This is a genomic window from Rhodopseudomonas sp. BR0G17, from assembly GCF_010907025.1.
GTDB classification, from domain to species: Bacteria; Pseudomonadota; Alphaproteobacteria; order Rhizobiales; family Xanthobacteraceae; genus Rhodopseudomonas; species Rhodopseudomonas palustris_H.
This window is the reverse complement of the sequence record NZ_QUML01000001.1, coordinates 365,493-386,828: the sequence shown is the minus strand read 5'-3', so window position 1 is coordinate 386,828 and position 21,336 is coordinate 365,493. Positions and strand designations below refer to the sequence as shown.

Annotated in this window: 30 protein-coding genes and 1 pseudogene; 19 read left to right on the top strand and 12 right to left on the bottom strand. The window is 64.0% G+C overall.

Features of this window, described 5'->3' with window-relative positions; translation table 11 throughout:
- Position 1 precedes the first annotated feature (1 nt).
- The 9 genes from DY467_RS01915 to DY467_RS01875 all read right to left on the bottom strand — a co-directional run bounded on the left by DY467_RS01915 (position 2) and on the right by DY467_RS01875 (position 4,830).
- A complete protein-coding gene (locus tag DY467_RS01915) occupies positions 2 to 1,219 on the bottom strand; it encodes a tyrosine-type recombinase/integrase (protein ID WP_164633820.1) in 1,218 nt (405 codons plus the stop codon).
- On the bottom strand, positions 1,173 to 1,580 hold the full coding sequence (locus tag DY467_RS01910; RefSeq protein ID WP_164633819.1) for a hypothetical protein: 408 nt from the start codon (positions 1,578 to 1,580) through the stop codon (positions 1,173 to 1,175). Before DY467_RS01910 ends, DY467_RS01915 begins: the two co-directional genes overlap by 47 nt.
- Before the next feature lie 8 nt (positions 1,581 to 1,588).
- Entirely contained in the window at positions 1,589 to 1,924 is a 336-nt protein-coding gene (locus DY467_RS01905) for a hypothetical protein (protein WP_164633818.1), read from the bottom strand.
- 6 nt (positions 1,925 to 1,930) lie between these two features.
- Positions 1,931 to 2,224, bottom strand: a complete 294-nt coding sequence (locus DY467_RS01900; protein WP_164633817.1) for a hypothetical protein — start codon at positions 2,222 to 2,224, stop codon at positions 1,931 to 1,933.
- Positions 2,221 to 2,511 (bottom strand): hypothetical protein, encoded by a 291-nt coding sequence (locus DY467_RS01895; RefSeq protein WP_164633816.1) that lies wholly within the window; start codon positions 2,509 to 2,511, stop codon positions 2,221 to 2,223. The genes DY467_RS01900 and DY467_RS01895 overlap by 4 nt, the downstream gene beginning before the upstream one ends.
- Positions 2,512 to 2,716: 205 nt before the next feature.
- Complete coding sequence (locus DY467_RS01890; protein WP_164633815.1) at positions 2,717 to 3,157, bottom strand: helix-turn-helix domain-containing protein; 441 nt, start codon at positions 3,155 to 3,157, stop codon at positions 2,717 to 2,719.
- Positions 3,154 to 3,501, bottom strand: a complete 348-nt coding sequence (locus DY467_RS01885; RefSeq protein WP_164633814.1) for a hypothetical protein — start codon at positions 3,499 to 3,501, stop codon at positions 3,154 to 3,156. The genes DY467_RS01890 and DY467_RS01885 overlap by 4 nt, the downstream gene beginning before the upstream one ends.
- Positions 3,498 to 4,133 (bottom strand): hypothetical protein, encoded by a 636-nt coding sequence (locus DY467_RS01880; protein ID WP_164633813.1) that lies wholly within the window; start codon positions 4,131 to 4,133, stop codon positions 3,498 to 3,500. The genes DY467_RS01885 and DY467_RS01880 overlap by 4 nt, the downstream gene beginning before the upstream one ends.
- A gap of 337 nt (positions 4,134 to 4,470) precedes the next feature.
- The gene (locus tag DY467_RS01875) at positions 4,471 to 4,830 is read right to left on the bottom strand and encodes a hypothetical protein (RefSeq protein ID WP_164633812.1); all 360 of its coding nucleotides are present in this window, start codon (positions 4,828 to 4,830) and stop codon (positions 4,471 to 4,473) included.
- Between the two features lie 606 nt (positions 4,831 to 5,436).
- Here DY467_RS01875 and DY467_RS01870 point away from each other — a divergent pair.
- The 8 genes from DY467_RS01870 (at position 5,437) to DY467_RS01835 (ending at position 9,915) form a co-directional block, all read left to right on the top strand.
- Entirely contained in the window at positions 5,437 to 5,676 is a 240-nt protein-coding gene (locus DY467_RS01870; RefSeq protein ID WP_164633811.1) for a hypothetical protein, read from the top strand.
- 112 nt (positions 5,677 to 5,788) lie between these two features.
- Entirely contained in the window at positions 5,789 to 6,910 is a 1,122-nt protein-coding gene (locus DY467_RS01865; RefSeq protein WP_164633810.1) for a hypothetical protein, read from the top strand.
- A 17-nt stretch (positions 6,911 to 6,927) separates the two neighbouring features.
- Positions 6,928 to 7,383 carry a hypothetical protein gene (locus tag DY467_RS01860; protein ID WP_164633809.1) on the top strand — a complete coding sequence of 152 codons (456 nt, stop codon included), beginning with the start codon at positions 6,928 to 6,930 and terminating at the stop codon, positions 7,381 to 7,383.
- A gap of 236 nt (positions 7,384 to 7,619) precedes the next feature.
- Entirely contained in the window at positions 7,620 to 8,156 is a 537-nt protein-coding gene (locus tag DY467_RS01855; RefSeq protein WP_164633808.1) for a hypothetical protein, read from the top strand.
- Positions 8,157 to 8,190: 34 nt separating this feature from the next.
- A complete protein-coding gene (locus DY467_RS01850) occupies positions 8,191 to 8,625 on the top strand; it encodes a hypothetical protein (protein WP_164633807.1) in 435 nt (144 codons plus the stop codon).
- Between the two features lie 99 nt (positions 8,626 to 8,724).
- A complete protein-coding gene (locus DY467_RS01845) occupies positions 8,725 to 8,949 on the top strand; it encodes a hypothetical protein (RefSeq protein WP_164633806.1) in 225 nt (74 codons plus the stop codon).
- Between the two features lie 176 nt (positions 8,950 to 9,125).
- Positions 9,126 to 9,314, top strand: a complete 189-nt coding sequence (locus DY467_RS01840; protein WP_164633805.1) for a hypothetical protein — start codon at positions 9,126 to 9,128, stop codon at positions 9,312 to 9,314.
- The gene (locus DY467_RS01835) at positions 9,283 to 9,915 is read left to right on the top strand and encodes a transcription termination/antitermination NusG family protein (RefSeq protein ID WP_164633804.1); all 633 of its coding nucleotides are present in this window, start codon (positions 9,283 to 9,285) and stop codon (positions 9,913 to 9,915) included. The genes DY467_RS01840 and DY467_RS01835 overlap by 32 nt, the downstream gene beginning before the upstream one ends.
- Before the next feature lie 246 nt (positions 9,916 to 10,161).
- Here DY467_RS01835 and DY467_RS01830 read toward each other — a convergent pair whose 3' ends face one another.
- A complete protein-coding gene (locus tag DY467_RS01830) occupies positions 10,162 to 10,629 on the bottom strand; it encodes a hypothetical protein (protein ID WP_164633803.1) in 468 nt (155 codons plus the stop codon).
- Positions 10,617 to 10,892, bottom strand: coding sequence for a helix-turn-helix transcriptional regulator (locus DY467_RS26830; protein WP_164633860.1), 276 nt, complete (start codon positions 10,890 to 10,892; stop codon positions 10,617 to 10,619). The genes DY467_RS01830 and DY467_RS26830 overlap by 13 nt, the downstream gene beginning before the upstream one ends.
- A 135-nt stretch (positions 10,893 to 11,027) precedes the next feature.
- On the opposite strand from DY467_RS26830, the pseudogene DY467_RS26430 reads away from it, so the two are divergent.
- Both DY467_RS26430 and DY467_RS26425 read left to right on the top strand, forming a co-directional pair.
- Positions 11,028 to 11,198 (top strand): annotated as a pseudogene (locus DY467_RS26430) (integrase); the annotation flags it as partial.
- A 301-nt stretch (positions 11,199 to 11,499) separates the two neighbouring features.
- Positions 11,500 to 11,958 (top strand): site-specific integrase, encoded by a 459-nt coding sequence (locus DY467_RS26425; protein WP_246701435.1) that lies wholly within the window; start codon positions 11,500 to 11,502, stop codon positions 11,956 to 11,958.
- A 200-nt stretch (positions 11,959 to 12,158) separates the two neighbouring features.
- Here DY467_RS26425 and DY467_RS01815 read toward each other — a convergent pair whose 3' ends face one another.
- Positions 12,159 to 12,746, bottom strand: a complete 588-nt coding sequence (locus tag DY467_RS01815) for a hypothetical protein (protein ID WP_164633802.1) — start codon at positions 12,744 to 12,746, stop codon at positions 12,159 to 12,161.
- 138 nt (positions 12,747 to 12,884) lie between these two features.
- Between DY467_RS01815 and DY467_RS01810 the strand changes: the two genes are divergently transcribed.
- The 9 genes from DY467_RS01810 to DY467_RS01770 all read left to right on the top strand — a co-directional run bounded on the left by DY467_RS01810 (position 12,885) and on the right by DY467_RS01770 (position 21,325).
- Complete coding sequence (locus DY467_RS01810; protein ID WP_164633801.1) at positions 12,885 to 13,451, top strand: hypothetical protein; 567 nt, start codon at positions 12,885 to 12,887, stop codon at positions 13,449 to 13,451.
- A 51-nt stretch (positions 13,452 to 13,502) separates the two neighbouring features.
- Positions 13,503 to 14,039 carry a terminase small subunit gene (locus tag DY467_RS01805; RefSeq protein ID WP_164633800.1) on the top strand — a complete coding sequence of 179 codons (537 nt, stop codon included), beginning with the start codon at positions 13,503 to 13,505 and terminating at the stop codon, positions 14,037 to 14,039.
- The gene (locus tag DY467_RS01800) at positions 14,014 to 15,531 is read left to right on the top strand and encodes a terminase large subunit domain-containing protein (protein ID WP_164633799.1); all 1,518 of its coding nucleotides are present in this window, start codon (positions 14,014 to 14,016) and stop codon (positions 15,529 to 15,531) included. The genes DY467_RS01805 and DY467_RS01800 overlap by 26 nt, the downstream gene beginning before the upstream one ends.
- Positions 15,531 to 17,147, top strand: a complete 1,617-nt coding sequence (locus DY467_RS01795) for a hypothetical protein (protein ID WP_164633798.1) — start codon at positions 15,531 to 15,533, stop codon at positions 17,145 to 17,147. The genes DY467_RS01800 and DY467_RS01795 overlap by 1 nt, the downstream gene beginning before the upstream one ends.
- Positions 17,147 to 17,509 (top strand): phage major capsid protein, encoded by a 363-nt coding sequence (locus tag DY467_RS01790; protein ID WP_246701425.1) that lies wholly within the window; start codon positions 17,147 to 17,149, stop codon positions 17,507 to 17,509. The genes DY467_RS01795 and DY467_RS01790 overlap by 1 nt, the downstream gene beginning before the upstream one ends.
- Positions 17,510 to 17,608: 99 nt before the next feature.
- Positions 17,609 to 18,112, top strand: coding sequence for a hypothetical protein (locus DY467_RS01785; protein ID WP_205501922.1), 504 nt, complete (start codon positions 17,609 to 17,611; stop codon positions 18,110 to 18,112).
- Positions 18,113 to 18,187: 75 nt separating this feature from the next.
- Complete coding sequence (locus tag DY467_RS01780; RefSeq protein ID WP_164633797.1) at positions 18,188 to 18,940, top strand: hypothetical protein; 753 nt, start codon at positions 18,188 to 18,190, stop codon at positions 18,938 to 18,940.
- Position 18,941: 1 nt separating this feature from the next.
- Entirely contained in the window at positions 18,942 to 19,640 is a 699-nt protein-coding gene (locus tag DY467_RS01775) for a hypothetical protein (RefSeq protein WP_164633796.1), read from the top strand.
- Positions 19,641 to 19,642: 2 nt separating this feature from the next.
- On the top strand, positions 19,643 to 21,325 hold the full coding sequence (locus tag DY467_RS01770) for a hypothetical protein (RefSeq protein WP_164633795.1): 1,683 nt from the start codon (positions 19,643 to 19,645) through the stop codon (positions 21,323 to 21,325).
- Positions 21,326 to 21,336 lie beyond the last annotated feature (11 nt).

Here is a 21,336-nt window from a genome sequence, read left to right as displayed (position 1 = left end):
CTTACGCTGTTCCGCCGTCGTCGCCGCCGGCGCGAGCCTGCTTGCGCGCCTCGGCGATCGTGGCGATCTTCTTGGTGCGCTTGCGGATGTAGCGCGCCGTCGTCTGTGTGTTGGTGTGGGTCATGCCCTGCTGGATGACCTGGATATCGACACCGGCTTCCTCGGCCTCGGTGGCGCCGCCAGCGCGGGCGTCCATGCTCCAGACCTCGTCGGGGATCTTGGCGTAGCGGGCGATCTTCCGGAACGTCTTGGCGTAGGTCCGGTACCGGATCGGGAGGCCGTGCTCGCCCTTCACGATTGCGCCGGTGCGCTGATCCATCGGCACCTGCTCGAGGAGCGGGAACAGTAGGTCGTAATTGGCCAGGTCGAACTCGACCGCGGCGCGGTACTTCGACTTCGACGTGCGGGTGCGCCAGCGCCAGCCCGGGATCTTCTCCCAGGTGAAGAAGCCGGACCAGGTTTCCTGCTCGAGGTGAAGCACCGAGACCCCGGCCGGGAATTTCGCATCCGCTCGGCGCGGCTCCCATTTGCCGATGATGTCGCCCTGGCGAAGCATCAGCTCGAACTGCGCCGCCACTCCGATCGACATCGCCAGCGCCCGGTCCGGCGCGATCAGGCCCTTCGCGGACATCTCGCTGGCGCCGCGCAGGAAGTCGACGGCATGCCGGTAGCTCAGCTCCTGGTCCCGCGCGCCTTCGCGCTCGAACTGGATCTTGGCAAGCTCGTCGGCGAGCAGCTTGCAATCGGCATGGCGCAGCGCCGCCGTGAAGCGCAGCACGGTGCGGACCATCGCGACCGCGTTATGGGCGCGGGCGACGCGCTCCGGACCAAACCAGCGCTCGCCATCGTCATCGATATACTCGACGCCCTTGCGCCACTGGCGGTACCAGTTCTTCACGTCGAGCACTGTGACGTTCTTGATCCGGCGCGCGCCGACCGAACCGATGATCACCTTGAGGTCGGCCAGATAGCCGCGCCGGGTTTTGTGGCTGACTTCGTGGAACGACGACAGCGGGTGTTCTTGATAGATCTGGCAGGCGGACTTCATCGTGCCGTCGTACCGCGTCTTGGTCAGACGCTCGTCGTCGCCATTGCTGAGGCGTTGCTGTTCAGCGGCGATATGCTCTTTCAGCCGCGCGGTCCAATCGCGGCAGAGCTCGGCCAGCTCGTCGTCAGTCGCGTCCGGAGGCAACGGTACGCAAGTGTCCGGAAATCCCATGGGATCTCGCACCACCTGCTTTGCCATCCAATAGGGCAGGTTGTGACGGCCGCGTTTGAGGCCTGGGGCGCGTCCGCGGGGCGGCATCGAAATACTCCGGCCCGTCCTGGGCTCCTCCGATGAGTGGAGCATCGTTGGTGACCTCGTTGTCCTTGTCCAGCCAGGCCTTGACGCTGGGCCAGTAGCGCCCTCCCCACAGCGGGTTAGCCTTTGGAAAACCGTTCAGCTCGGCTCGCTTCACGATCGCGCGGAAGCGATCCCGGCCAATCTTGGGATTGATTCGGCGGCGCAGTTCGTCGTCGTCGACGTAGAGCGCGCAGCCGGATCGATCGTCTTCGGTGGGGCTGCGCGCCGGCGCCATGCGGACCCTCAGTGCAGCCCGGAGGGCGGGCAGGGCGTCGCGAGATCCGGCTGACCGTGCGCAACGTCGCAGCCATAGGCGATGAAGGCCGCATCGAGCGCGTTGCGCGCGTGTGCCTGCAGCGCTGCCCGTTCGGCGGCATCAGGAACACCGCGTATGAAGTCGGCGGTCACCTGTGCCAAACTCGTGGCGATATCCCGTGGCGCGATCGCCGGCAGGCTGGCGATCTTCGGCGCATAGGTGATTGCCCACAAGCCGACCGCGTAACTTACGACGCAGTGCAGACACTGCGGGTTCTTCAAAGTGATGACGGCTGCGCGGATGCGGGGAGTGGTGTCGCTCATTCTGTCCTACCTTTCGGGATTGGTTACCTTCGCGCCGGCATTCCAGCCGAGCGCGAGCTGTGCATTTTCGAGATCGACCACGAGCTGCTTGGCGAGGCGGATCGCCTCGGCGAGCTGGTGCGGCTGCAGCTGTTCAGGGCCATGACCCGCCTTGCTGACGGCGGCGACAATCAGCGGCGCCGCGGTGGTCGCCGCCACCACCATCCGGCCGGCGATCGCCGATCTGGCAACGGCCTCGGCGACGTCCTTCGCTTCGCGCCGAAGCTTCTGCGGAATCCAATCGTCGGCGAACTCGCTCATGCCGCCTCGGTCGCGAAGAACGGCTTCTTGCACGCCGCGCAGTAGCCAGCTTCGGCGGATGTGAAGATCGGCTTGTGCGGCGCCGGGACGGGCCCCGCGTTGCAGAGAGGCGCGTCTTCGGGCTGCGGCTCGGAGATGTCGCCGAACATGCCGGCAAAGCCGAGCTCGAATGCCTCGTCGTCACTGACACAAGCCGAGCAGATCGGCGGGTCGATCGAAACCCAACTGCAGCCGCCCGGGCAGGCGCGATCGTTGGTGCAGCCGCAGCTGCGACATTTCAGGGTCATGGTGTGCTCACAGTCCCAGGCCGAAGGGGCCGGCCGGCCTGATATCCGGACGCATACGAAAGGATGTCGTGATCGCCGGGCTGGAACGGGCGGCCGGCTTCGCCGTCCGCGCGACCAGCAGCGCGTGCCGTCTCATCGATGGCGAGGCCGGCGACGAAGGCACGGCAGACAGCAGTGCGGGCATCGTCGGCCGCGGCCATTGCTGCTACTCCGCGGCCTGCGCCATGCGGCGGGCGGCGCGGCGAGCGAGGCACTCGACGACGTCGATTGCGATCACCTGGTCTTCGGGGCTGGCGGCGAGGTAGCTCTCGAGCAGCCGCTTGCCGCCGCGGTTCTCGAGCACGAGCTCGATCAGGCCCGGAGGCGTTGCCGCGGTGGTGTCTTCCAGGCCCTGATAAAACCAGCTGATTGGCTTGCCGTAGAGCTGGGCCAGCACCGCCAGCTTGCCAGGACTGATGCGGTTCGAGCCCTTCTCGTACTTCTGCACCTGCTGAAAGGTGAGGCCGATCGCTTTGCCGACGGCTTCTTGCGACATTCCGGCTTCGTGCCGGGCGATGCGCAGCCGTGACGCAATGCGGCTGTCGACGAATTTCACGGTGACGGCGCGGTCTCTGGTCGCCTGGGGAGCAAGATGCACGGCGCTCATGCGGCAATTCCTTCGGGCGGGAGTGAACGGGCGGGTGGGCTGATGCTGACGCCGGCGGGCGGGCGTTTGCTGATCCAGTCGAGCCACTCGGCGAGCGCGAGCTCGCCCGATGCGTGCTTGCTGATGGCGGTGCCGGCTTCGGCAACGCCTGGCACAAGAAGATGGTCAGAGCCCTCGATCTTGATCCGGCGGCCCTTGTGTATACGGGTCTGATAGCCGTGGCGTGCGACGCCATCGATGTACTCGCGCAGCGCGCCCGCTTTGCCGTGTGCGATGAGGATCGCGCCTTTCGGCGTGCGCTGGCCAAATTCGATCAGGCCCGAGGCCCAGCAGTAAGCCATCATTGATGCACCTCTAGCGGTTCGGAGAAGTCTTCGACGGGAAGAGCGATGATCGCGCGGCGCTGCAGGAACTGCGCGTGCTTCTGCGCGAGGGTGAGGCGGGGCTTTACGCGACCATCGACACCGCGCGAGAGGTCAGAGCGGCGACCGCCTTGCATCGGGGACTTGCCGAGGCCGGGGCCGGTGATGCCAAGATACTTCTTGCGTACCGCCTCGGTCTTCGCGATCAGCGGCGCGACGACTTTGGCGCCGTGATCGCGGTTGCAGGTGCGGTGCGCGATGGCGACCGACTTGCCTCCGAGCGCCTTCGGATGCTCCGGCGCGTGGCTTTCGTCCCACGCGTCGGTCGGCAGAACGGGCTGATTGCAGATGTTGCAGATCGGATAGTTGCCGAGGCCGTCAATCCCAGCCTCGTTCCTGCAGCGTGAGTATAAGTAATCGCGATGCTTAGTACCGAACTGCCAGCGGGTCGCCATGGGCGTGGCCTTTCGAAAAATCCCGCGGGGCCGGTACGCCGGAAGCTCGATGCCGAGCCGGCCCCGCGGTGCGCCGGTGGTCGCGGCGCAAGTTGAACGTTCGGGAAGAACCGGACGCGAGCAGCGGGGGCTGGAGACCCGGTAGCCGCTTCGCGTCACCTCGCGAATCTCGCGTGGTGAAGAGGACGTTAATCCGTAAAACTCGGATTCGCAATTGATAAAATCCGGAAAAGACGGATTTTGCGTGCAGACGCTAGACGCAAGGCGCCCAAATGGGGCGGCGAGTTATCCTCAGCAAATATGGAGTAGCGTTCGAGGTATTGCGGAAAATGACAAAGGCTTCAAAGGCCTGGTTGCAACGACAAGCGTTTCAGATCGCATCCCAGCTGCCGGAGGAGACAGCCGACGCCCTGGCGATCCTCGATTATGCCGCTCGTCTTCTCACCATCCCGTTCGACCAGCCTCCGCAGGCTCCGCCGCCGGGTGGGCGCGATGATCAGTCTGTTCTGCCGTTCCCGAACACGCCCAGCTTCCGGGCAAATTCCAATGGCAGGCCGTCAGGCTTCCCGAAGTAGAGCCAATCGAGGGTCAGTCCGGGGATCTTGCGCACCAGTCGGAAAGCAGCGTCTCGGCTGAGGGGCTGGCCTTTCTCAAAAGGATGGTAGGTGGTGTACCCCAGCCCTAAGAAGGCGGCGAAGGAGATTGCCGTTTCATAGCCGAGCGTGCGGCGCAGGAGCTTCAGGCGTTCAGCCTGACCGGCCTGCCCGGCAAGTAGCTCGTCGTCCTCGGATGCAATCTTCTTTCGCGCCATTGGCCGCGAAATTGCCGGGGCAGGGGATTCGAGGCTATCGAGCATATACGTCTCGTTGCAAATCCGGCAAAGTCGGATTAACTCGTCCGAATGCCTCGTGATTCGAAAACTCTCGAAAGCACGTCGGCCGTGATCCAGGCCCTTGGGGGACTTCGGGCCGTGTCCGCGCTGACGGGCGCTCGCTACAAGCTTGTGTCCGGGTGGGGCAGGGACGACACCTTCCCGGCGCGCTACTTCCTCCTGATGACACATGCTTTGCGGCGGCGCCGATTGAACGCGCCGCCCGCTCTTTGGGGACAGGTGACCCCGCAGGAGCGGAAGCTGGCGCTTCAAGCCGCAATCGCTGATCAGCAACGGAAGGTGGAAGCCGCATGACGGGACTCGTTTTGTTCACGGTCCGACCGTGCGGGGGCGGCTGCCTCAGAGTCGAATCCTCCCGCAAGGCCGGTTTCGGCACCTGTGGATAACTCGGTGCCGACCAGCAGCGTATCTAATTAGTTGAGTGCGTGATCCGATTAGTTGAGTGCGTCGTCAAAAACGACGAGTAGTTCGCTCTCTTCGCCGTCCTGGTGTGTGTGGATAACGATTGTGCCTCGGATCACTGGTTTAGTTGCGTTTGCGTCCCTTACCCGCCAAGTCCATGAGGACGCTATGCAATCTCTGCGCGATCCGCTGTTTCGCCCCGATCCGCCCGCGATCGACGCGCGTGATACCGACCGGCGCCTCTTCATTCCGACCTTTCTGACAGTCATCGCGGTGATCGCCGCAGTGCTCGCCGTCGTGATCGGCGTCGGCACGGCGCTGCGGCAGATGATCCCGGCGCCGGCGACGAAAGCACGGCCGGCGCCGGCGCCGGTGGTGTGGATCGAGACGCAGGAAGCACGGCGATGATCACGCGCGCGGGTCTTAAGGCGGTGGTGCTGCCAACGGCAGCGGGAGCGATTGCGGCCTGCGCCGCCGTGTTGCTGGCCGTGTCGATCGCGGCGCTGCGGGCAGTGACATCATGAATCGTGGCGGGCGCCTCGCTCAGGTTGGTGAGGCTGCGCGCAAGGCAGCGCGCTCCCGGAAGTTCCACTGGTGCCGGCGGGAAAATGGTTTCTGTGATCTGCCGGTGTGGCGCCTGGTCGCGACGCGGCTTGCGATGCCGCTGTATCAGGTGGTGGCGTTCGCCAATCGCCTCGAAGAGCTCGCGAACGCCGCAGCGAACTATGGCGAGGTACGCGGCAACGTCTCGCGCTTCAACGCCGAAGAGTTCGGCATGGCGCTCGGAATGCCGGCGGAGGACGCGGCGCGGATCTTCGCGGAGCTGGAGCGCCCCGAGGTTGGCTGGATCGCCTACGACCATGTCGCCAACTTCTACGATCGCAACCCGGACAGGATCGACGAGGGCGCCGCCGACCGCAAGCGACGGCAACGGCTGCGCGAGAGCATCTGCGACCAGCTCGGCAAGCTCGCGCGACAGGGCAAGATCGGCGAGGGCGAGCGGCGCTCGGTCGAGGGCGCGATCGGCGGCACGCTGGAAGAACTACGCGAGTTGCAGGAGCGCCTGGCGCGGGTCGAGCTCGGCCAGCCGTTTTCCACAGGGCGCGGTCATGTCACGGATGTCACGCGTGACAATTTTGCGAGCGGGGCGCCTCCAGATGTCACGCGTGACGTCACGAAGTCACATTGTGACATCGTGACCGTCACGCCAGAGAAGAGCAAAATAGTTACTTCCGGTGATAATTTCGGGGACGGTGCTCGGGTCGATCCTGCTGGCTGGCAAAGCGTTGCGGTGGCCGGGAGTGTCGGACAATCGAAGCCAGCTTCCGCGAGCGAAGCGGATCAGAACGTCGGCGCCGAGCAGTGGCTCGCAACCGCGGGCGTGCAACTCGTCCGCGACCGAATGGGGAGTACCCCCGCCCAGGCCGAAATGAAGATCGCCGAATGGGTGCGCAAGCTGCCCGGCGGGGCCGCGGAGGCGGTCGAACTGCTCTGCGCCGTCAACGCCGCGGCAGATCCGACCAGGCCCGGGCTTTTCCACGTGATGGTCGCCGACGCGATCCAGCGCCGGCAGCAGGAAGCGCGCGGCCCGCAGTTGCCGCTGATGACGCCGATCCCCGGCCGCGCGGGCGGCGCGGCGTGAGCCACCAAGGAGCTGAGATGCCAGAGCCGAACACGAACGAGGCCGCTTCAGAAATGAAGCCGGCGCCGGAAGCGGACGAGCGCGATCCCGCGGAGATCGCGGCGCTCGCTGAGAAGCGCAAGTACACGATTGCGCTTACCCTGGCGAACACGACGATAGACGCCCGCCTGGGCTCTCAGGCGGCCGATGTCACGCGTGACGATGCGAGCGAGAAGGCGGTCGAGAAGTCCGAAGGTCAGCTGGTGCTCGAGCGGCTGCTTGCCGTGTGCGCGCACATGGGCATCGTCGGCGGCCAGCTGCAGAGCCTCAAACACGCGATCGGCCTGCCGGTGGTGGGCTGCGCAGGCGGGGCGCCGGCCAGCGGCCGCGAGGTGTCGCAGTTCCTTCCGGCGCTGCGGCTGCTGGCCGACCGGATGGAAGAGCAGCTCACCAGCATCGACGGATCCGTCAACGACATCGCGAAGGCGTTCTGATGCGCGTGCGCCGGCGGCAAAAAATGCCCGGCAGAAAAGGTGCTGAGAACGATTTGGCCGCCTTAATTGCGGGGATCGCGTCGTTAAGTAATTGAAATATTGGATAGTTTTATCGGCACGCGGTTTGCGTTGGTGTGGACATCGCTGTGCAGCGCTGCGACGGACGTTCGCTGTTGCCCGGCACGACTAGCGACCGTCGCCGTTTCGTTAGACGGTGCGACGCCTTGGAGATGAACATGAAACCACGAGCAGCCGGGACCAGTCTCCGATTGGTTGAAATTGACAATTCGCGATCGGCGGATGTGGTCGTGCTCGAGCAGCCGGCCAAGCGAGCGTTCGAAAGGCGAATGATCCTGGTATCCGCCGACGCCATTGAGGCTCGGGTTGGAGCTAACCCGTATTCGAAGTACCTGCGGGAACACGGAAAGCTACCCGAGCCGGCAGCTGCCGCAATAATGGGGAAGCTGATCGGAGGTCGAGTAAGGGCGGCTGACGGTACCCTGCAGCCGCCGCTTACGGCTGCGGAGCGCAATCGTCGACGTGAGATCGATAGAGAACAGCGCGCCGCAGCTAAGCGCTATCAGCAAATTCTGAGACTGAGGCAAGCAATAGCGGCTTTGGCTCAGAATGAGGACGATCCTGCTGAACTAATTGCCGTGGGAAGCGTGCTTTTTAACGTTGACGAAATTGAAGGGAACATGGATCGCGCGTTATGCTACCTCAACCGATTCGTTGAGGAGTGGCATCGCCATGGGAAGAAAGCGGTACCCTGAAACTCGGAATGTAGTAGCTGCCGTCAAGGCACGGATGGCTCGGAAGGGCGCCGATACCACTCAAATCGTCCAGGAGATCATCAAGAAGCACTTGGACGTCTTAGATCGAGAGAGGCTCGATCATTACGCCACGTCGCTCACCAAGCTTGTGGGCGGGACGAGCGGCGAGAAGGTTAGCGTGCCGACCGGGCAGCTTGAAATGTTTCACGACTACAAGCTCGGTCCTCTCATCCATTTGCATCTCGCGGATGGCAGCCGCGAACACAGGCTCCTCAACACGGTTTCGCACGTCGAGGTTGCTACTCATATCGAGATGGTCACGGCACCGAAGCAGAATCCGCCGAAGCGCTCCGATCATGAGATCTATAAATTGGTGCGGCTGCTGGACGACCTCGATCCGTACAAGCTGTCGGACGATAGTACCATTGGCGAAAGCTGGGATGCTCTCAGGGCGGCGCGCGGCGAATAGGAGGCTCGCTGTCTAAGCGAGTTTATCCGCCTAAGCGCTTGTATTTGCCCGGGCTTCAACTCGGGGTATGGTGGCGGCTCCTGAACCGGGGGACTGCCTTTGAGTGATCGCACGTACCACCCAGGCGAAACGGTGCTGGTTCGCGCCACTATGCTGGAGCTGACCAGCGCCCGCATCGCCGGAACCAAGGGCGTTGCGATGATCCGGATCGCCGACGGCCCGAACAGCGCTTTCACGATCACCACCTTCGCGCCGCTGAGCGAGATCGCAGCCCCCGAGCAGCTGGGCGTTGCGGCAAACGGCGGGACGTTGTCCGGCCATTAACCCGGCCCTAAGCGTGTTTCCGTAACCCTTTGCTTGCAAGGGGTTATGGTCATGCGTTCGCGCCCCGCTTTCAAGCATTTGCGGCTGGATGCCGCCGGCGTCGCGATCGGCGTGCGATTGCGCGCGCCGCGCCTGGTGGCGGGTCACGCGTGACGCGGCGATGGAAGAAGCCCGGCATGGGATCGATCCACCGGCGGCCCGAGCGGCGGCGCTTCACCGGCCAGCTCGACGACGAGACGTTCGACGAGGTGCGGACGCTCGCGCTGCGCGCCGGCGTCAGCATCGCCGAGCAGACCCGGCAATTGATCGAGTTCGGACTGGAGGCCGTGCAGGATGAGAAGCGCGCTGCATCTCAAGAAAGGTGACGTCGTCGACTTCGCTGGCCGGGCCAGCTCGTTCCGCCTGGACATTCCCGACTTCGTTCATCGCTGCTGGCATGTGGTGATGGTGGACCCCTGCACCGACAGATCCGTGGCGAAGCGCCTCGAGGAGGATCTCGGGCTTTTGCCGTACGTCCCACAAGAGTGGCGTAGCGTCCCAGGTGGCCGCGGCCGCAAGCGCGAGGTGCAGGTGCCGATGCTGCCGGGCTATGTGCTGGTGGGGCTGCCAGATCTCGACTGGACATGGCGCGCGGTGCTCGCCACGCGTGGCGTCGAGGGCTTTTTGCACCGGAGCGGGAGCCAGACCCCGGCCACATTATCGGACGCCAGCGTGGAACGCCTGCGCTACGCCGAGCGCTGCGCCAACAACAAGCGCGAGAAGCGCCTTGCGGCGGCCGGGAAGAGCGAGTGGCAGCCGGGCGGCGATGTGTGGGTGGACCTGGTGCCGGGTTTCTCGCCCCTGCTCGCGAAGATCGGCGCCACCAAGGATCCGCGCGGGCGGATCGAGATCCTGCTCGAGGAAGACGTTTTCGGCCGGCGCGCCTGGTCGGTCGAGCCGAAGCAACTGCGGAGAGTTTCGGTGTGATGCACATGCCAGCGTCGCGGCGCCATGATGTGCCTCAGATGAACGCGCCGTGAGCCGGCGCGGGCCTGGCTCGATCGAGGCGATCACAAGCCGACGTCGCCGGCGCAGCGCTCAGACCGCTGCCATGATCCGGACCTGCACAAGGTTCGCTGGGCGCGAAGCGTTGCTCCGAGCTCAGCGGTTATGCATCGTAAGATTGCCACCAAAGACAAGAAAAGCGAAAGCCCCGCAAAAAGAGCCCATTTCTCAACGCTCCTGATCGTCTCCCGGGCCTCGTCCACGCTCGCCTTCGATGGCTCTACCTTCTCGAGCAATCCAATCAATCGCGCAGCGGATAGAATACTTATAGCAAACTATTATCACGCCAATCACGTTGTAGATGCGCCAGGCTCTAGGTTCAGGCTGTTGTGATTTAGTCGGATTTTCCTCCGCAGACTTTTCCTCCGCAGACACAGTCACGAGCTTTGCTTCCCGCGCGACCGCAGGGGCACCGATCCAGCAGCCAATTGCATGCGAAAAGGATGCGGTCAGGCCGACCGTCTCGTTAAGCGCGGCATTCCATTCTTCGAGCTTTATCGCGCGGAGGGGGGCATCTGCGATCCGATCCGATGCCGCGCGAATGATCTTCGTACACCACAGCTTATGGCGAAACACGAGCTCTGCCGCTAGGAGACTTCCCAACACGCCAAGCCCGAGGTTGATCAGGTAGTCCATGCGACCTCTCCCAAGCCCGGAGCTACCTGATATTCCGACAGAGCACCGTGTGCGCTCCTCACACCGAGTGCGGTCAGCTTGTAGTATCGACGCCGAGGTCGCCCGGCTTCGCTCGGATCGAGCACTTCCCATTCGGCAGAGAGCCACCCCGCAGATTCCAGTTTCGCCAGGAGGGGGTAAAGCGTGCCTGAGCCGATCTTTGTCGTCTTCGTTAGCTCGGTCCCGGACCACCGTTTGCGCGGATCGTTCACGAACTGGCGCATCAATTTGAGCCCCGTGGTGCTGAGTTTTAGATTGCCGGGCACGCTGCAAGACTCCTATGTCGCGATGTCGACATAGGCTATATCGGAGCGTCGACATAGGGTCAACAATTGGTGTCCACCCAGATCGTCGATCCGATGGCCTCGGTGCGGGCGTATTTGGCCGCGGAGAAGTCGCCCAACACCCGGCGCGCCTACGCTTCGGATTGGGCTGACTTCTCGCAGTGGTGCGGACGAGTCGGCGTGCTCGAGCTGCCGGCCAGTCCGGTCGATGTGGCGCGGTACCTGGCGCAGCTGGCCGACGAGGGACGGAAGGTCGCAACGATCGAGCGGCGCGTCGCAGCGATCCGCTACGTGCATAGGAGCGCGGGCCACGAGCCGCCGACCGGCGCCGAGGGCGTGAAGGCGGTGATGCGGGGCATCCGCCGTACCAAGCGCCAGGCCAAGACGCAGAAGGCGCCGGCGACGGCGGACGTGTTGTCAGTCTGCGTCGGCCGGTTGTCGGATCAGCTCGCGCGGTTGACGGACGGACCCGAACGGTTGACGGCGCTGCGCGATCGCGCGCTGCTGCTGACCGGCTTTGCTGGCGCGCTGCGGCGCTCGGAGCTGGTTGCGTTGCAGATCTCGGACCTGGAATGGCGTCCGAAGGGGCTTTTGTTGCATCCGGAGCTCGAAGACGGATCAGGACGGCGAGGGCGCGACGCTGCCGATCCCCCGCGGCAGAAAGCTCCGGCCGGTCGCGGCGCTGGAGGCCTGGCTGTCGGCCGCCGGCATCACCGAGGGGCCGATCTTCCGCGAGATCACCCGCCACGGTCGCCTCGGTACCGCGGCCCTGTCCGACCGGTCGGTGGCGCGGATCGTGAAGAAGGTGCTGGGGGCCGCCGGCTTCGATGCCATGCTGTATTCCGGGCATTCGATGCGGGCTGGCTTCGTCACCACGTCGCTCGAGCACGGCACCGACGTGTTCAAGATCATGCAGCAGACGCGCCACGTGAAGGTCGACACGGTGAAGGACTACGACCGCCGCGAAAACGGCTTCGACGATCACGCCGGCGGGGAGTTTCTATAGAAGCAGCAAGTATGCCAAGATCAGCAGATCGCGGATAGCTTCGAAGAACCTGACGATGAGTTCGAATTTGCTTGCGGTCAGCATGGGTTATTCCTTTCGAGCTCACCCATAGCTGGCTAATGGTTGCCGCGACCAACGAGTCGAATGACCTCTTGAGGCTCGATACGGTGAGGACAATTCCCGCAACGAGTTCTTGTGAACTAAGGGGGCGACTTTTCGGGTACCATCCACCACCGCCGGCCATCGGTTTCGCTGACGAAATATGCCGACACGGTTCCTTGCCGGTCGAAGATCGGCCACAGAAACGTTGCTACCAATCGGATGGTTGAGGGGTGAGGACCAAGGCTCACCTGACCAGCAGCACCGAAGCACGTCCTCGTGACAGACTGACCCGGGGCCATATCTCCGAGTACTTGGCCTCGCTTTCCAATGACGTTCTCGGTTGTTGAATTTCCATCCGTTTTCAGTTGCTTGTTGTAATTAGTTTCGATTTCGCAATCGAAGCGAACATTCCGGATGGTCAACAGTCCAGGGTTTCTAAATTCAAAGCGGGCATCTGCCGGTCCACTGCTGCTATCCCAAGGTCGAGTGCTAATTTCAAGCGTTGGCAGATGGGTGTAGATCGAAAATAACACGCCGCAGATGGAAGCCATCATTAGAACGAGCTTCAGGTACGATTTTACAAGATTCCAGGGCATCGCCGTTGGTTCATCTTCTCGCAATCCCTTGCGGCGAGCGGCTTTTTCCGCTTGGCGTTGGAGATATCGTTGGTATTGGCGGGATGTCACGATTGGTCCCTTGTCTATTGTCTCCTCGATCCTAGCACTGTTTGCGTCCGATAACCGCCCTTCACGGACACCAGAACAATCCCAGCCAATTGCCCTCCGCGCGGTCGATCGCGCGGGGGCATTTTGTCGTGAGGCCTCATGATCCAGATCCCGCGCAGCACGATCCTTAGCCCTCGGATTGCCAGCGAAGACGACTTTCGCCGCGCGGTGATCGAGTGCCGCGACGCGTTGGAGGCGCACTGCCTTGGCCCGGCGAACACCCCGGTGCCGATGTACGATCAGGCCGTTGAAGCCGTGGTGCGGCGTATTCCGCAGGAAGGGCCGGTGGCGACCCGCGGACCGGATCAGTTCGTCGTCCTCGACTTCGAGATCGTCGACGACACGCCGCCGGCGGCGCCACCGGTACCGGCGCCGACACTGGAGCAGCGCAAGGCGCTCCTGGTAATGGATTTGCACGCGGCCGCGCAGGCTGCGCGCGATGCGATTGTCTCGCCGGCGCGGGCCCAACTGCTGGCCCTGGATGCCGGCGAGGCGATGACCGTGCCCGAGGAACGCCGCTCGCCGGCGCAGGCCAAGGCGATCGAGGCTTACACCGCGTACAGCAGCCGCTGCACCGAGATCACGCGGAATGTCGCGCTCGCCCAGGTCGACATCGAGGATCTCACCGAGGCCTCGATCGACGGTTTTTCCCTTCCGCAATTGTGATTTCCGGAAGAACCGACACCAGGGGGCGCGGGCTCAGACCCCGCGGGACCAATGCCGATTCTGGACAACCCCCGACACGAGAAATATGCGCAGGAATTGGCTAAAGGCGCATCGCAGAGCGACGCCTACGTGGCCGCCGGGTATGCCCGCAACGACAGCCACGCCTCTCGTTTGGCCCGTAATGGTAAGGTCGCGGCCCGAGTTGAAGAGCTGCAGGCTGCGGGGGCGGAAAGGGCGGAAATCGATATCGCCCGCGTCCTCGCCGAGCTCGCCAAGATCGGCTTCGCCAACATGCTGGACTACGTCCAGATGGTCGATGGATCACCGCTCGTGGACCTGTCACGCGTGACACGGGAGCAGGCCGCGGCGATCGCCCAGGTGGTGGTCGAGGACTTCAAGGATGGCCGCGGCGATGACGCGCGAGACGTCCGCAAAGTCACCTTCAAGCTGCACGACAAGCGGGCGGCCCTGGTCGACATCGGCAACCATCTCGGCATGTTCAAGAGCAAGGTTGAGGTCACGGGCAAGGACGGCAAGGACCTGGTGCCGATCGTGACGATCAATGGCTCGGCTTCCGGTCCCGGCTGACGCGGAGATCAGGGCCGAGCTGCATCCAAAGCAGCTGCTGGCCTTCAACTCGTCGGCCACCGAGATCCTGTACGGAGGCGCCGCCGGCGGCGGCAAATCGCACCTGATGCGGCTCGCCGCGATCGTCTGGTGCTCGATGATCCCGGGCCTGCAGGTCTATCTGTTCCGCCGGCTGCGGGACGATCTGATCAAGAACCACATGGAGGGCCCGAACGGATTTCGCGCGCTGCTCGCCGGCTGGGTGCTCTGCGGTTTCGTCGACATCATCGAGAACGAAATCAGGTTCTGGAACGGGTCGAAGATCTTCCTTTGCCACTGCAAAGACGAGAAGGATCGCTTCAAGTATCAGGGCGCCGAGATCCACGTGCTGCTGATCGACGAGCTGACGCACTTTACCGAGGTGATTTACCGGTTTCTCCGCAACCGCGTTCGCATGGTCGGCATTACGCTGCCACCGCAGTACGTCGGCAAATTCCCGCGGATCATTTGCGGTGCGAACCCGGGTCACGTCGGACACCAGTTCGTCAAGACGACCTTCATCGACGGCGTGCAGCCGCTGCAGATCTACCGGACCCCGCCGGATGAAGGCGGAATGCTGCGGCAGTACATCCCGGCGCGCCTCGAAGACAATCCATCGATGGCCGAGCAGGATCCTGGCTACGAGGCGAGGCTGTCCGGCCTGGGATCCGAGGCGCTGGTCCGCGCGATGCGGGATGGCGATTGGGACATCATCGAGGGCGCGTTTTTCGACTGCTTCGACCGCAAGCGGCACGTCGTCAAGCCGTTCACGCTGCCGGCGCACTGGCTGCGCTTCCGGACGGGCGATTGGGGTTCAGCAAAGCCGTTTTCGTTCGGCTGGTATGCCGTTGTCGACGACGATTTCCTGACGCCGGATGGTCATTTGCTTCCGCGCGGATGCCTCGTCCGTTACCGCGAATGGTACGGGATCAAGACCGACGGGCAGGGGAAGTACAAGCCGAACGTCGGCCTGAAGATGAGCAACGAAGCGATCGGCCGCGGCGTCCGGCTTCGCGATGGCGACGACACGATCGCTTACGCCAAGCTCGATCCTGCATGCTTCAGTGTATCGGGCGGCCCGTCGATCGCCGAACAGATGCAGGCCGGTGGCAAGGGTGCGACTTTCACCCCGGCCGACAACACCCGCGTAGCCGGCCGAGGCGCAATAAGCGGATGGTCGCAGATGCGTGATCGTCTGATCGGTGACGAGGACGGCCGGCCGATGCTGGTGTTCTTCGACATCTGCATTCACGCGCTGCGCACGATCCCGGCGCTGATGCACGACGAAACACGGCCCGAAGATCTCGACACCAGCGCCGAGGACCATGCAGCGGACGAGGTCCGCTACGCGTGCAACTCGCGGCCCTGGGTGCGCAAGCCGCCAGAGGCTGAAAGACCGAAGCCGAAGCCTGGACAAGTTCCGCTGCCGCTTCCGCCGGCGGCCGCCAAGAGCGGCGTGAGGATCAGAGTTTGATGCACGACGAACCCGACGACGACGATCTAGATGATCGGCATCTCGATCCCGGCGACAACGACGCCGATGATGAGGCCGAGAAGCCGCGCGGTGCGCGCCGGCGGCTGTCGTCGTCGCGCAATTGGTTGGCACTGATCACCGAAGCCGAGCGCATTTACGACGACTATCAGACGCGGTGCGACAACATCGATCGGCTGTATGCCAATCTCAGTGCGCTTGCCCAGCTCAATCGCGACCGGCAATACCAACTGTTCTGGGCCAATGTCAGCGTCGTCGCACCGTCGATCTACTCGCGCCCGCCGGTTCCGGTGGTGGTGCCTCGCTTCAAGGACCGCAAAGCTCTCCCGCGCGTCGCGTCCGAACTGCTCGAGCGCAGCGCGGCTGTCGGCCTGGAGACCGAGGACATCGACGGCGAGATGAAGCTGATCCGGGACGATCTGGCGATCGTCGGCCGGGGCGTCCCGTGGCTCAGATACGAGGCGAAGGGGAAGGGGGCTTCGTTCACCGAGAAGGTCTGCGTCGAACACACGGACCGGAGGGACTTCGTCCACGATCCTGCGCGGAAGTGGAAGGAGGTCGATTGGGTCGCCAAGCGCTCCTGGCTGACCAAGCGCCAGATGTCGAAGCGGTTCAAGCCGATCTCCGGCCTGGCCTATCTCGACTGCGCCTATTCGAAGCGCAAGGACGACAAGGACGCCGATGACGGACGGCTGAAAGCGGGCGTTTGGGAGATCTGGTCGAAGTCGCTCGGCAAGGTGCTGTGGGTCTCCGAGGGCTGCGTGACGGTCCTCGACGAAGACAAGCCGCATCTCGAACTCGAGGGGTTTTTCCCGTGCCCCCGGCCGGCCTATGCCACCGTGCAGCGCCGCACGCTGATCCCGGTGCCGGACGTGATGTTCTACAAGGATCAGCTGGAGGAGATTAACGAGGCGACGGCGCGCATCGCTGCGCTGACTGACGCGCTTCGGGTGAGGGGGTTCTATCCCGCCGGCGCCGGCGATATCGGCGACGCAATCGAGACCGCGATCAAGGCGGTCGATGACAATCAGGTCCTTGTCCCGATCTCGAATTGGGCGGCGTTTGGCAACGGCGCCGCAAAGGACACGATCGTCTGGCTGCCCCTCGACCAAGTCGCGACGACGATCACCCAGCTGGTGGCGTTGCGTAAGGAACTGATCGAGGACGTGTACCAGATCACCGGTCTGTCGGACATCATGCGCGGGCAGACCGAGGCGAGCGAGACGCTCGGCGCCCAGCAGCTTAAGAGCCAGTATGGCTCGGTGCGGATCCGCGATCGCCAGGATGAGATGGCCCGCATCGCTCGGGACATCGTCCGGATCTCGGCTGAGATCATGGCCGAGAACTTCCAGCCGAAGACGTTGCTGGAAATGTCGCAGCTGGATATTCCGACGGATGCGGCGATCGCCGCGCAGATGAAGCCGCTGCAACAGCAAGCGGCGAAGATCCAGCAGGAGCTTGCTTTTGCTGCCCGAGATCCTGAGATCGCCCGCCTGGCGAAGGCCAATCCGCAGGAGGCCCAGCAGATCATCGGCGCGGCGCAGTCGCAACTGCAGCAGCTCCAGCAACAGATTGCAAATCCGCGGACCTTTTGCTGATGTCTCAGGAACACTACGGCGCCTATGACGCTGCCACCGTGGCGATCCAGCGCATCAACGACCAGACCGGGCTCGGCAAGCTCGGTTTCCAGTCGCTGAAGTATTACGGCGCCGGCCGCTCGCTGGAGATCGTGCAGGATGGCGGTATCGGTTCGAACATGCCGTCGAATACCACCTACGGCCTCGACACCGACAACCTCACCATGCGGTACCACCCCGAGCGCAACTTCGACAAGATCGGCCGCTCGATGATGCCGATCAACCAGGACGCCGTTGTCCAGTACATCGGCTTCATGGGCGAGCTGACGATGACCAATCCGCTGTTTCAGTGGAAGCTCACCGACAGCAATCCCGCGGCCTGATCGGCCCTGCGCACCTGACCAACCTCATAGCTTGTCCCCGGCGGCCGCGTTGATCGCGGCCGCCAGGTGCTGGCCATCCCGAACAATCAGGAGTCCTACATGGCTTACGTCATTCAGCAGGCGGCGATCGGCATGCCGCCGATTGCCTCGACCTTGCCGGCGTCGACCTCGGCGGGCCGCAGCTCGCCCTGGAAGCTCGGCGATATCGTCAAGGCCGTCGATCCCGTTCTCGGCGTCGGCGAGTTCATCTATCTGCCGGGCCTCGCTGCGACTGCGGTCGGCGAGACCGTGATTTACGACCTCAACGCCATGGCCACCAAGCGGGCCGTGGCCGGTGATCGCGGTCCGTGCGCGGTGGCGATGTCGGCCAACGTCGCCAGCCAGTACGGCTGGTACCAGATCAGCGGTCTCGCGGTGGTGAAGACTGGCACGGTCGCGGCCAACGCCAAGCCGTACCTGACCGCCACGGCCGGCACGATCGACGATGCGGTGGTCGCCGGCGACAAGATCGACGGCATGAACTTCAAGACTGCCGACGGCACGCCGTCGGCCGGCTTCGCGCTCGCGATGCTCGACCGGCCCTCGCTCAACGGCAACGGCTGATAACCGGCCGGCCCGCTGCGGTGTCACCGCGGCGGGCTTTCCCCTGACTTTGCACCCTCTCAGAAAGGACACACCATGGCGCAATCGCGCACCGAGGACCTGACCGTCGTCACCTTCGCCAATCACGCTGTTCTCAACGAAGGCAAGTCGCTGAAGGCGAGCCGGCCGATCTTCGACGACGTCGAGATCTGCGTGATCGCCTTCGCCGGCGACACTAAGCGCGTCTGCGTCTTCCCGGCGCTGGAAGCGGAGCCGAACGCCACCCGCGAAAAGGGCTTCCCGGTCAGCTACGCCGAAGTCTATTCCGAGCAGTATCGCCGCTTCAAATCGCAGGAACAGCAGGCCGTTTCGGGCACGCCGCTCACCGAGGCGCCGTTCCTCACCGAGGCCAAGCGCCGCGAGCTCCGCGCCCTCAACGTCCACTCGATCGAGGCCCTTGCGGCGGTCGACGGTCCCAATCTCAAGATGCTGGGCATGGGCGGCCGCGAGCTGAAGAACCAGGCGGTGGCCTACCTCGAGAACGCTGCCGGCTCGGCCGACGTCGTTTCGATGGCCGCGCAGATCGAGAAGATGCGGGAGACCATCGAAGCGCTGCAGGCCGACTTGGCGCTGCGCAACAGCAGCCGCAGCGATGCCGCCGCTGGCGCTTCGCCGCAGGCCGAGCACGGCAACGACGGCAACGACAAGTCGATCGAGGACTGCACCGACGCCGAGCTGCATGCCTACATCAAGGAGGCCTCCGGGACCGCGATGCCGCCGAACACCGGCCGTAAGCGCCTGATCGAGCGTGCCACCGAGCTAGCCACCGCGTCGGACCAGGCGGCCTGACATGACCGTGCTGGCTGCAGCGCAAACGGCTGGGCTCCGGCTGCTGGGCCAAAAGCCCGGCAGCCTGTTCTCGACGTCTGATCCGTTCGCGCTGGAGCTGGCGGAGCTGGCGACCGACGTCGCGCGAGAGATCGCCGAGGCGCACGATTGGCGGTTGCTTACGGAGCTGCATACGATCGAGGGCGACGGGACGAGCATTGCCCACGCTCTTGCCGACGACTACGGCCGGATGCCGAAGAAGCAGAAGGTCCATTCGCGGCATTGGAAGACGGCGAACTTCCGGCTCGCGCGGGATCTCGACGAGTGGCTCTACTTTCTGCAGTACCCGCTGATCGGTGCCCCGGGCCAGTGGATCCTGCTCGACGGCAAGCTGCAGATCAATCCGCCGATGCCGATCGGCGAGGCGGCGCTCTACTACTACATCCGCAACGGGATCGTCACCGATGCCAGCGGCACAGCAAAGCCGGCCTTCACCGCAGACACAGACGAGTTCGTGCTGCCGCAGCGGCTGCTCGAGCTCGGGCTGATCTGGCGGTGGCGGTCGCAGAAGCGCCTCGAATACTCGGAGGACATGACGAACTACGAGATTGCGCTGCAGCGGGCGATTACGGCGGACAAGGGCTCGCAGATGCTGGTCGTTGGCCGCACGCGGCTCCCCACCGGCGTTTCGCCGGCGTTCCCGGGCACGCTTGGATCCTGACGATGCGCCGCCCCGCAGCGCTGACCAAAAGCAAGCCGCGAGTTGCCAAGTCGGCGACATTTCCGGCGCCGGTGGGCGGCTGGATCCGCAACCAGAACCTTGCGACTCCTGGCGCCAGGCTGCCGGACGGATCGAAAGTCTCCGGTGCTTTCGTGCTCGACAACTTTTTTCCTGAGGCAACCGGTGTGCGGATGCGAAGGGGGTCGCAATCCTTTGCCCAGATCGGCGTCGACGGCAGCCAGCCGGTGGTGTCGATGTGGTCCTACATCAACGGCCTCAATGCCAAGCTGTTCGCCGCAACCGCGACCGCGATTTACGACATCAGCAGCCCGGTGTTGCCCGAGAATGAGGTGCTCGTTGATCACAACGGAACCACTCTGGTCGACGATCAGGGCCGGGCTTTTCTTTCGCGGCTTTCGGTCCCTACGCCGGACGTCGACGAGCTGCTCGGAGGTCAGTGGTCGGTCGTGCAATTTGCGACCCCTGGCGGCGTCTTTCTTCGGGCGGTGAACGGCGTCGATACACCGCTGGTGTTCGACGGTGCGAACTGGTCGACGTCGCCGGCGATCACCGGTGTCGATCCCGCCTTGCTGTCCCACGTCTGGATCTTCCGGCGACGCCTCTTCTTCATCAAAGGCGGCTCCCTGAGTGCCTACTACCTTCCGGCGGATAGCATCGGGGGTGCCGCTGTCGAGCTGCCGTTCGGTGGCGTCTTTGAACGTGGCGGATCGCTCCTCTATGGCGCGTCTTGGTCGCTGGAGAGCGGCGCCGGCGGCCTGTCTGAGCAATGCGTATTCGTCACCACCGAAGGTGAGGTTGCGGTTTTCCAGGGTACCGATCCAGCGAACGCTTCGACTTGGTCTAAGGTCGGCGTGTATCGAATTGGGCGCCCGTTGGGGCCGAAGGCCTTCATCCGCGCCGGCGGTGACCTGGTGATCGGTACCGACGTCGGGTTCGTTCCGCTCACCCAGGCGGTCCAGCGGGACTTCACCGCACTCTCGCCGTCGGCTGTCTCGTACCCGATCGAAATGGCCTGGAACGAGAAGGTTGCTGAGACCTCCGCCACGGGAAACTGGCACTGCGCGGTGTGGCCGACGGGGCATATGGTCGTAGTCGCTCCGCCAACGCCGATCGGCGGATCGCCGGCGATGTTCTGCGCCAATGCTCGCACCGGCGCGTGGGGGCGTTACACCGGATGGGACGGGACGTGCGTCGAGGTGTTCCGCGATCGGTTGTTGTTCGGATCGCGTGAGGGGCTGATCATCGAGGGAGAGGTGACGGGCGCCGATCGCGGATCCTCCTACACCGCCGTTGTGGTGCCTCTGATGGACTCGTTGAAGGCGCCGGCCTCGCTCAAGACATCGCTGACCATGCGCGCCACGCTGATGGCTCCCTATGAGGTGGTGCCGCGGCTGTCATTGCAGTCGGACTATTCGGTCAATCTGCCTTCGTCTCCCGATGATCTGATCGTCGGTGCGGGCAACAACTGGGGAAGCGCGATCTGGGGCACGAGTCTTTGGAGTGAGCCCGCGGTGAGAAACACCTTCCAGCGCTGGCAATCGGTCGGCGGAAGTGGTTACGCGATCGCGCCGGCGGCGCAGATCACCAGCGGCAAATCCGTGCCGCCCGATGTCGAAATCATTCGGATCGATATGACGTACGATCAAGGCGACATCGGCTCGTGATCACTGTCCAG

Bases quoted from the DNA above. Each gene is read 5' to 3' on its own strand.
- DY467_RS01795 (WP_164633798.1), top strand. From the start codon at position 15,531: ATGCACGACGAACCCGACGACGACGATCTAGATGATCGGCATCTCGAT.
- DY467_RS26830 (WP_164633860.1), bottom strand. From the start codon at position 10,892: ATGCGCCAGTTCGTGAACGATCCGCGCAAACGGTGGTCCGGGACCGAG.
- DY467_RS01890 (WP_164633815.1), bottom strand. From the start codon at position 3,157: ATGAGCGCCGTGCATCTTGCTCCCCAGGCGACCAGAGACCGCGCCGTC.
- DY467_RS01810 (WP_164633801.1), top strand. From the start codon at position 12,885: ATGATCCAGATCCCGCGCAGCACGATCCTTAGCCCTCGGATTGCCAGC.
- DY467_RS01770 (WP_164633795.1), top strand. From the start codon at position 19,643: ATGCGCCGCCCCGCAGCGCTGACCAAAAGCAAGCCGCGAGTTGCCAAG.
- DY467_RS01900 (WP_164633817.1), bottom strand. From the start codon at position 2,224: ATGAGCGAGTTCGCCGACGATTGGATTCCGCAGAAGCTTCGGCGCGAA.
- DY467_RS01800 (WP_164633799.1), top strand. From the start codon at position 14,014: ATGGCTCGGCTTCCGGTCCCGGCTGACGCGGAGATCAGGGCCGAGCTG.
- DY467_RS01835 (WP_164633804.1), top strand. From the start codon at position 9,283: ATGAGAAGCGCGCTGCATCTCAAGAAAGGTGACGTCGTCGACTTCGCT.
- DY467_RS01785 (WP_205501922.1), top strand. From the start codon at position 17,609: ATGGCTTACGTCATTCAGCAGGCGGCGATCGGCATGCCGCCGATTGCC.
- DY467_RS01790 (WP_246701425.1), top strand. From the start codon at position 17,147: ATGTCTCAGGAACACTACGGCGCCTATGACGCTGCCACCGTGGCGATC.
- DY467_RS01905 (WP_164633818.1), bottom strand. From the start codon at position 1,924: ATGAGCGACACCACTCCCCGCATCCGCGCAGCCGTCATCACTTTGAAG.
- DY467_RS01805 (WP_164633800.1), top strand. From the start codon at position 13,503: ATGCCGATTCTGGACAACCCCCGACACGAGAAATATGCGCAGGAATTG.
- DY467_RS01915 (WP_164633820.1), bottom strand. From the start codon at position 1,219: ATGGGATTTCCGGACACTTGCGTACCGTTGCCTCCGGACGCGACTGAC.
- DY467_RS01870 (WP_164633811.1), top strand. From the start codon at position 5,437: ATGCAATCTCTGCGCGATCCGCTGTTTCGCCCCGATCCGCCCGCGATC.
- DY467_RS01875 (WP_164633812.1), bottom strand. From the start codon at position 4,830: ATGCTCGATAGCCTCGAATCCCCTGCCCCGGCAATTTCGCGGCCAATG.
- DY467_RS01780 (WP_164633797.1), top strand. From the start codon at position 18,188: ATGGCGCAATCGCGCACCGAGGACCTGACCGTCGTCACCTTCGCCAAT.
- DY467_RS01850 (WP_164633807.1), top strand. From the start codon at position 8,191: ATGGCTCGGAAGGGCGCCGATACCACTCAAATCGTCCAGGAGATCATC.
- DY467_RS01855 (WP_164633808.1), top strand. From the start codon at position 7,620: ATGAAACCACGAGCAGCCGGGACCAGTCTCCGATTGGTTGAAATTGAC.
- DY467_RS01840 (WP_164633805.1), top strand. From the start codon at position 9,126: ATGGGATCGATCCACCGGCGGCCCGAGCGGCGGCGCTTCACCGGCCAG.
- DY467_RS01885 (WP_164633814.1), bottom strand. From the start codon at position 3,501: ATGATGGCTTACTGCTGGGCCTCGGGCCTGATCGAATTTGGCCAGCGC.
- DY467_RS01860 (WP_164633809.1), top strand. From the start codon at position 6,928: ATGCCAGAGCCGAACACGAACGAGGCCGCTTCAGAAATGAAGCCGGCG.
- DY467_RS01775 (WP_164633796.1), top strand. From the start codon at position 18,942: ATGACCGTGCTGGCTGCAGCGCAAACGGCTGGGCTCCGGCTGCTGGGC.
- DY467_RS01895 (WP_164633816.1), bottom strand. From the start codon at position 2,511: ATGACCCTGAAATGTCGCAGCTGCGGCTGCACCAACGATCGCGCCTGC.
- DY467_RS01910 (WP_164633819.1), bottom strand. From the start codon at position 1,580: ATGGCGCCGGCGCGCAGCCCCACCGAAGACGATCGATCCGGCTGCGCG.
- DY467_RS01830 (WP_164633803.1), bottom strand. From the start codon at position 10,629: ATGGACTACCTGATCAACCTCGGGCTTGGCGTGTTGGGAAGTCTCCTA.
- DY467_RS01865 (WP_164633810.1), top strand. From the start codon at position 5,789: ATGAATCGTGGCGGGCGCCTCGCTCAGGTTGGTGAGGCTGCGCGCAAG.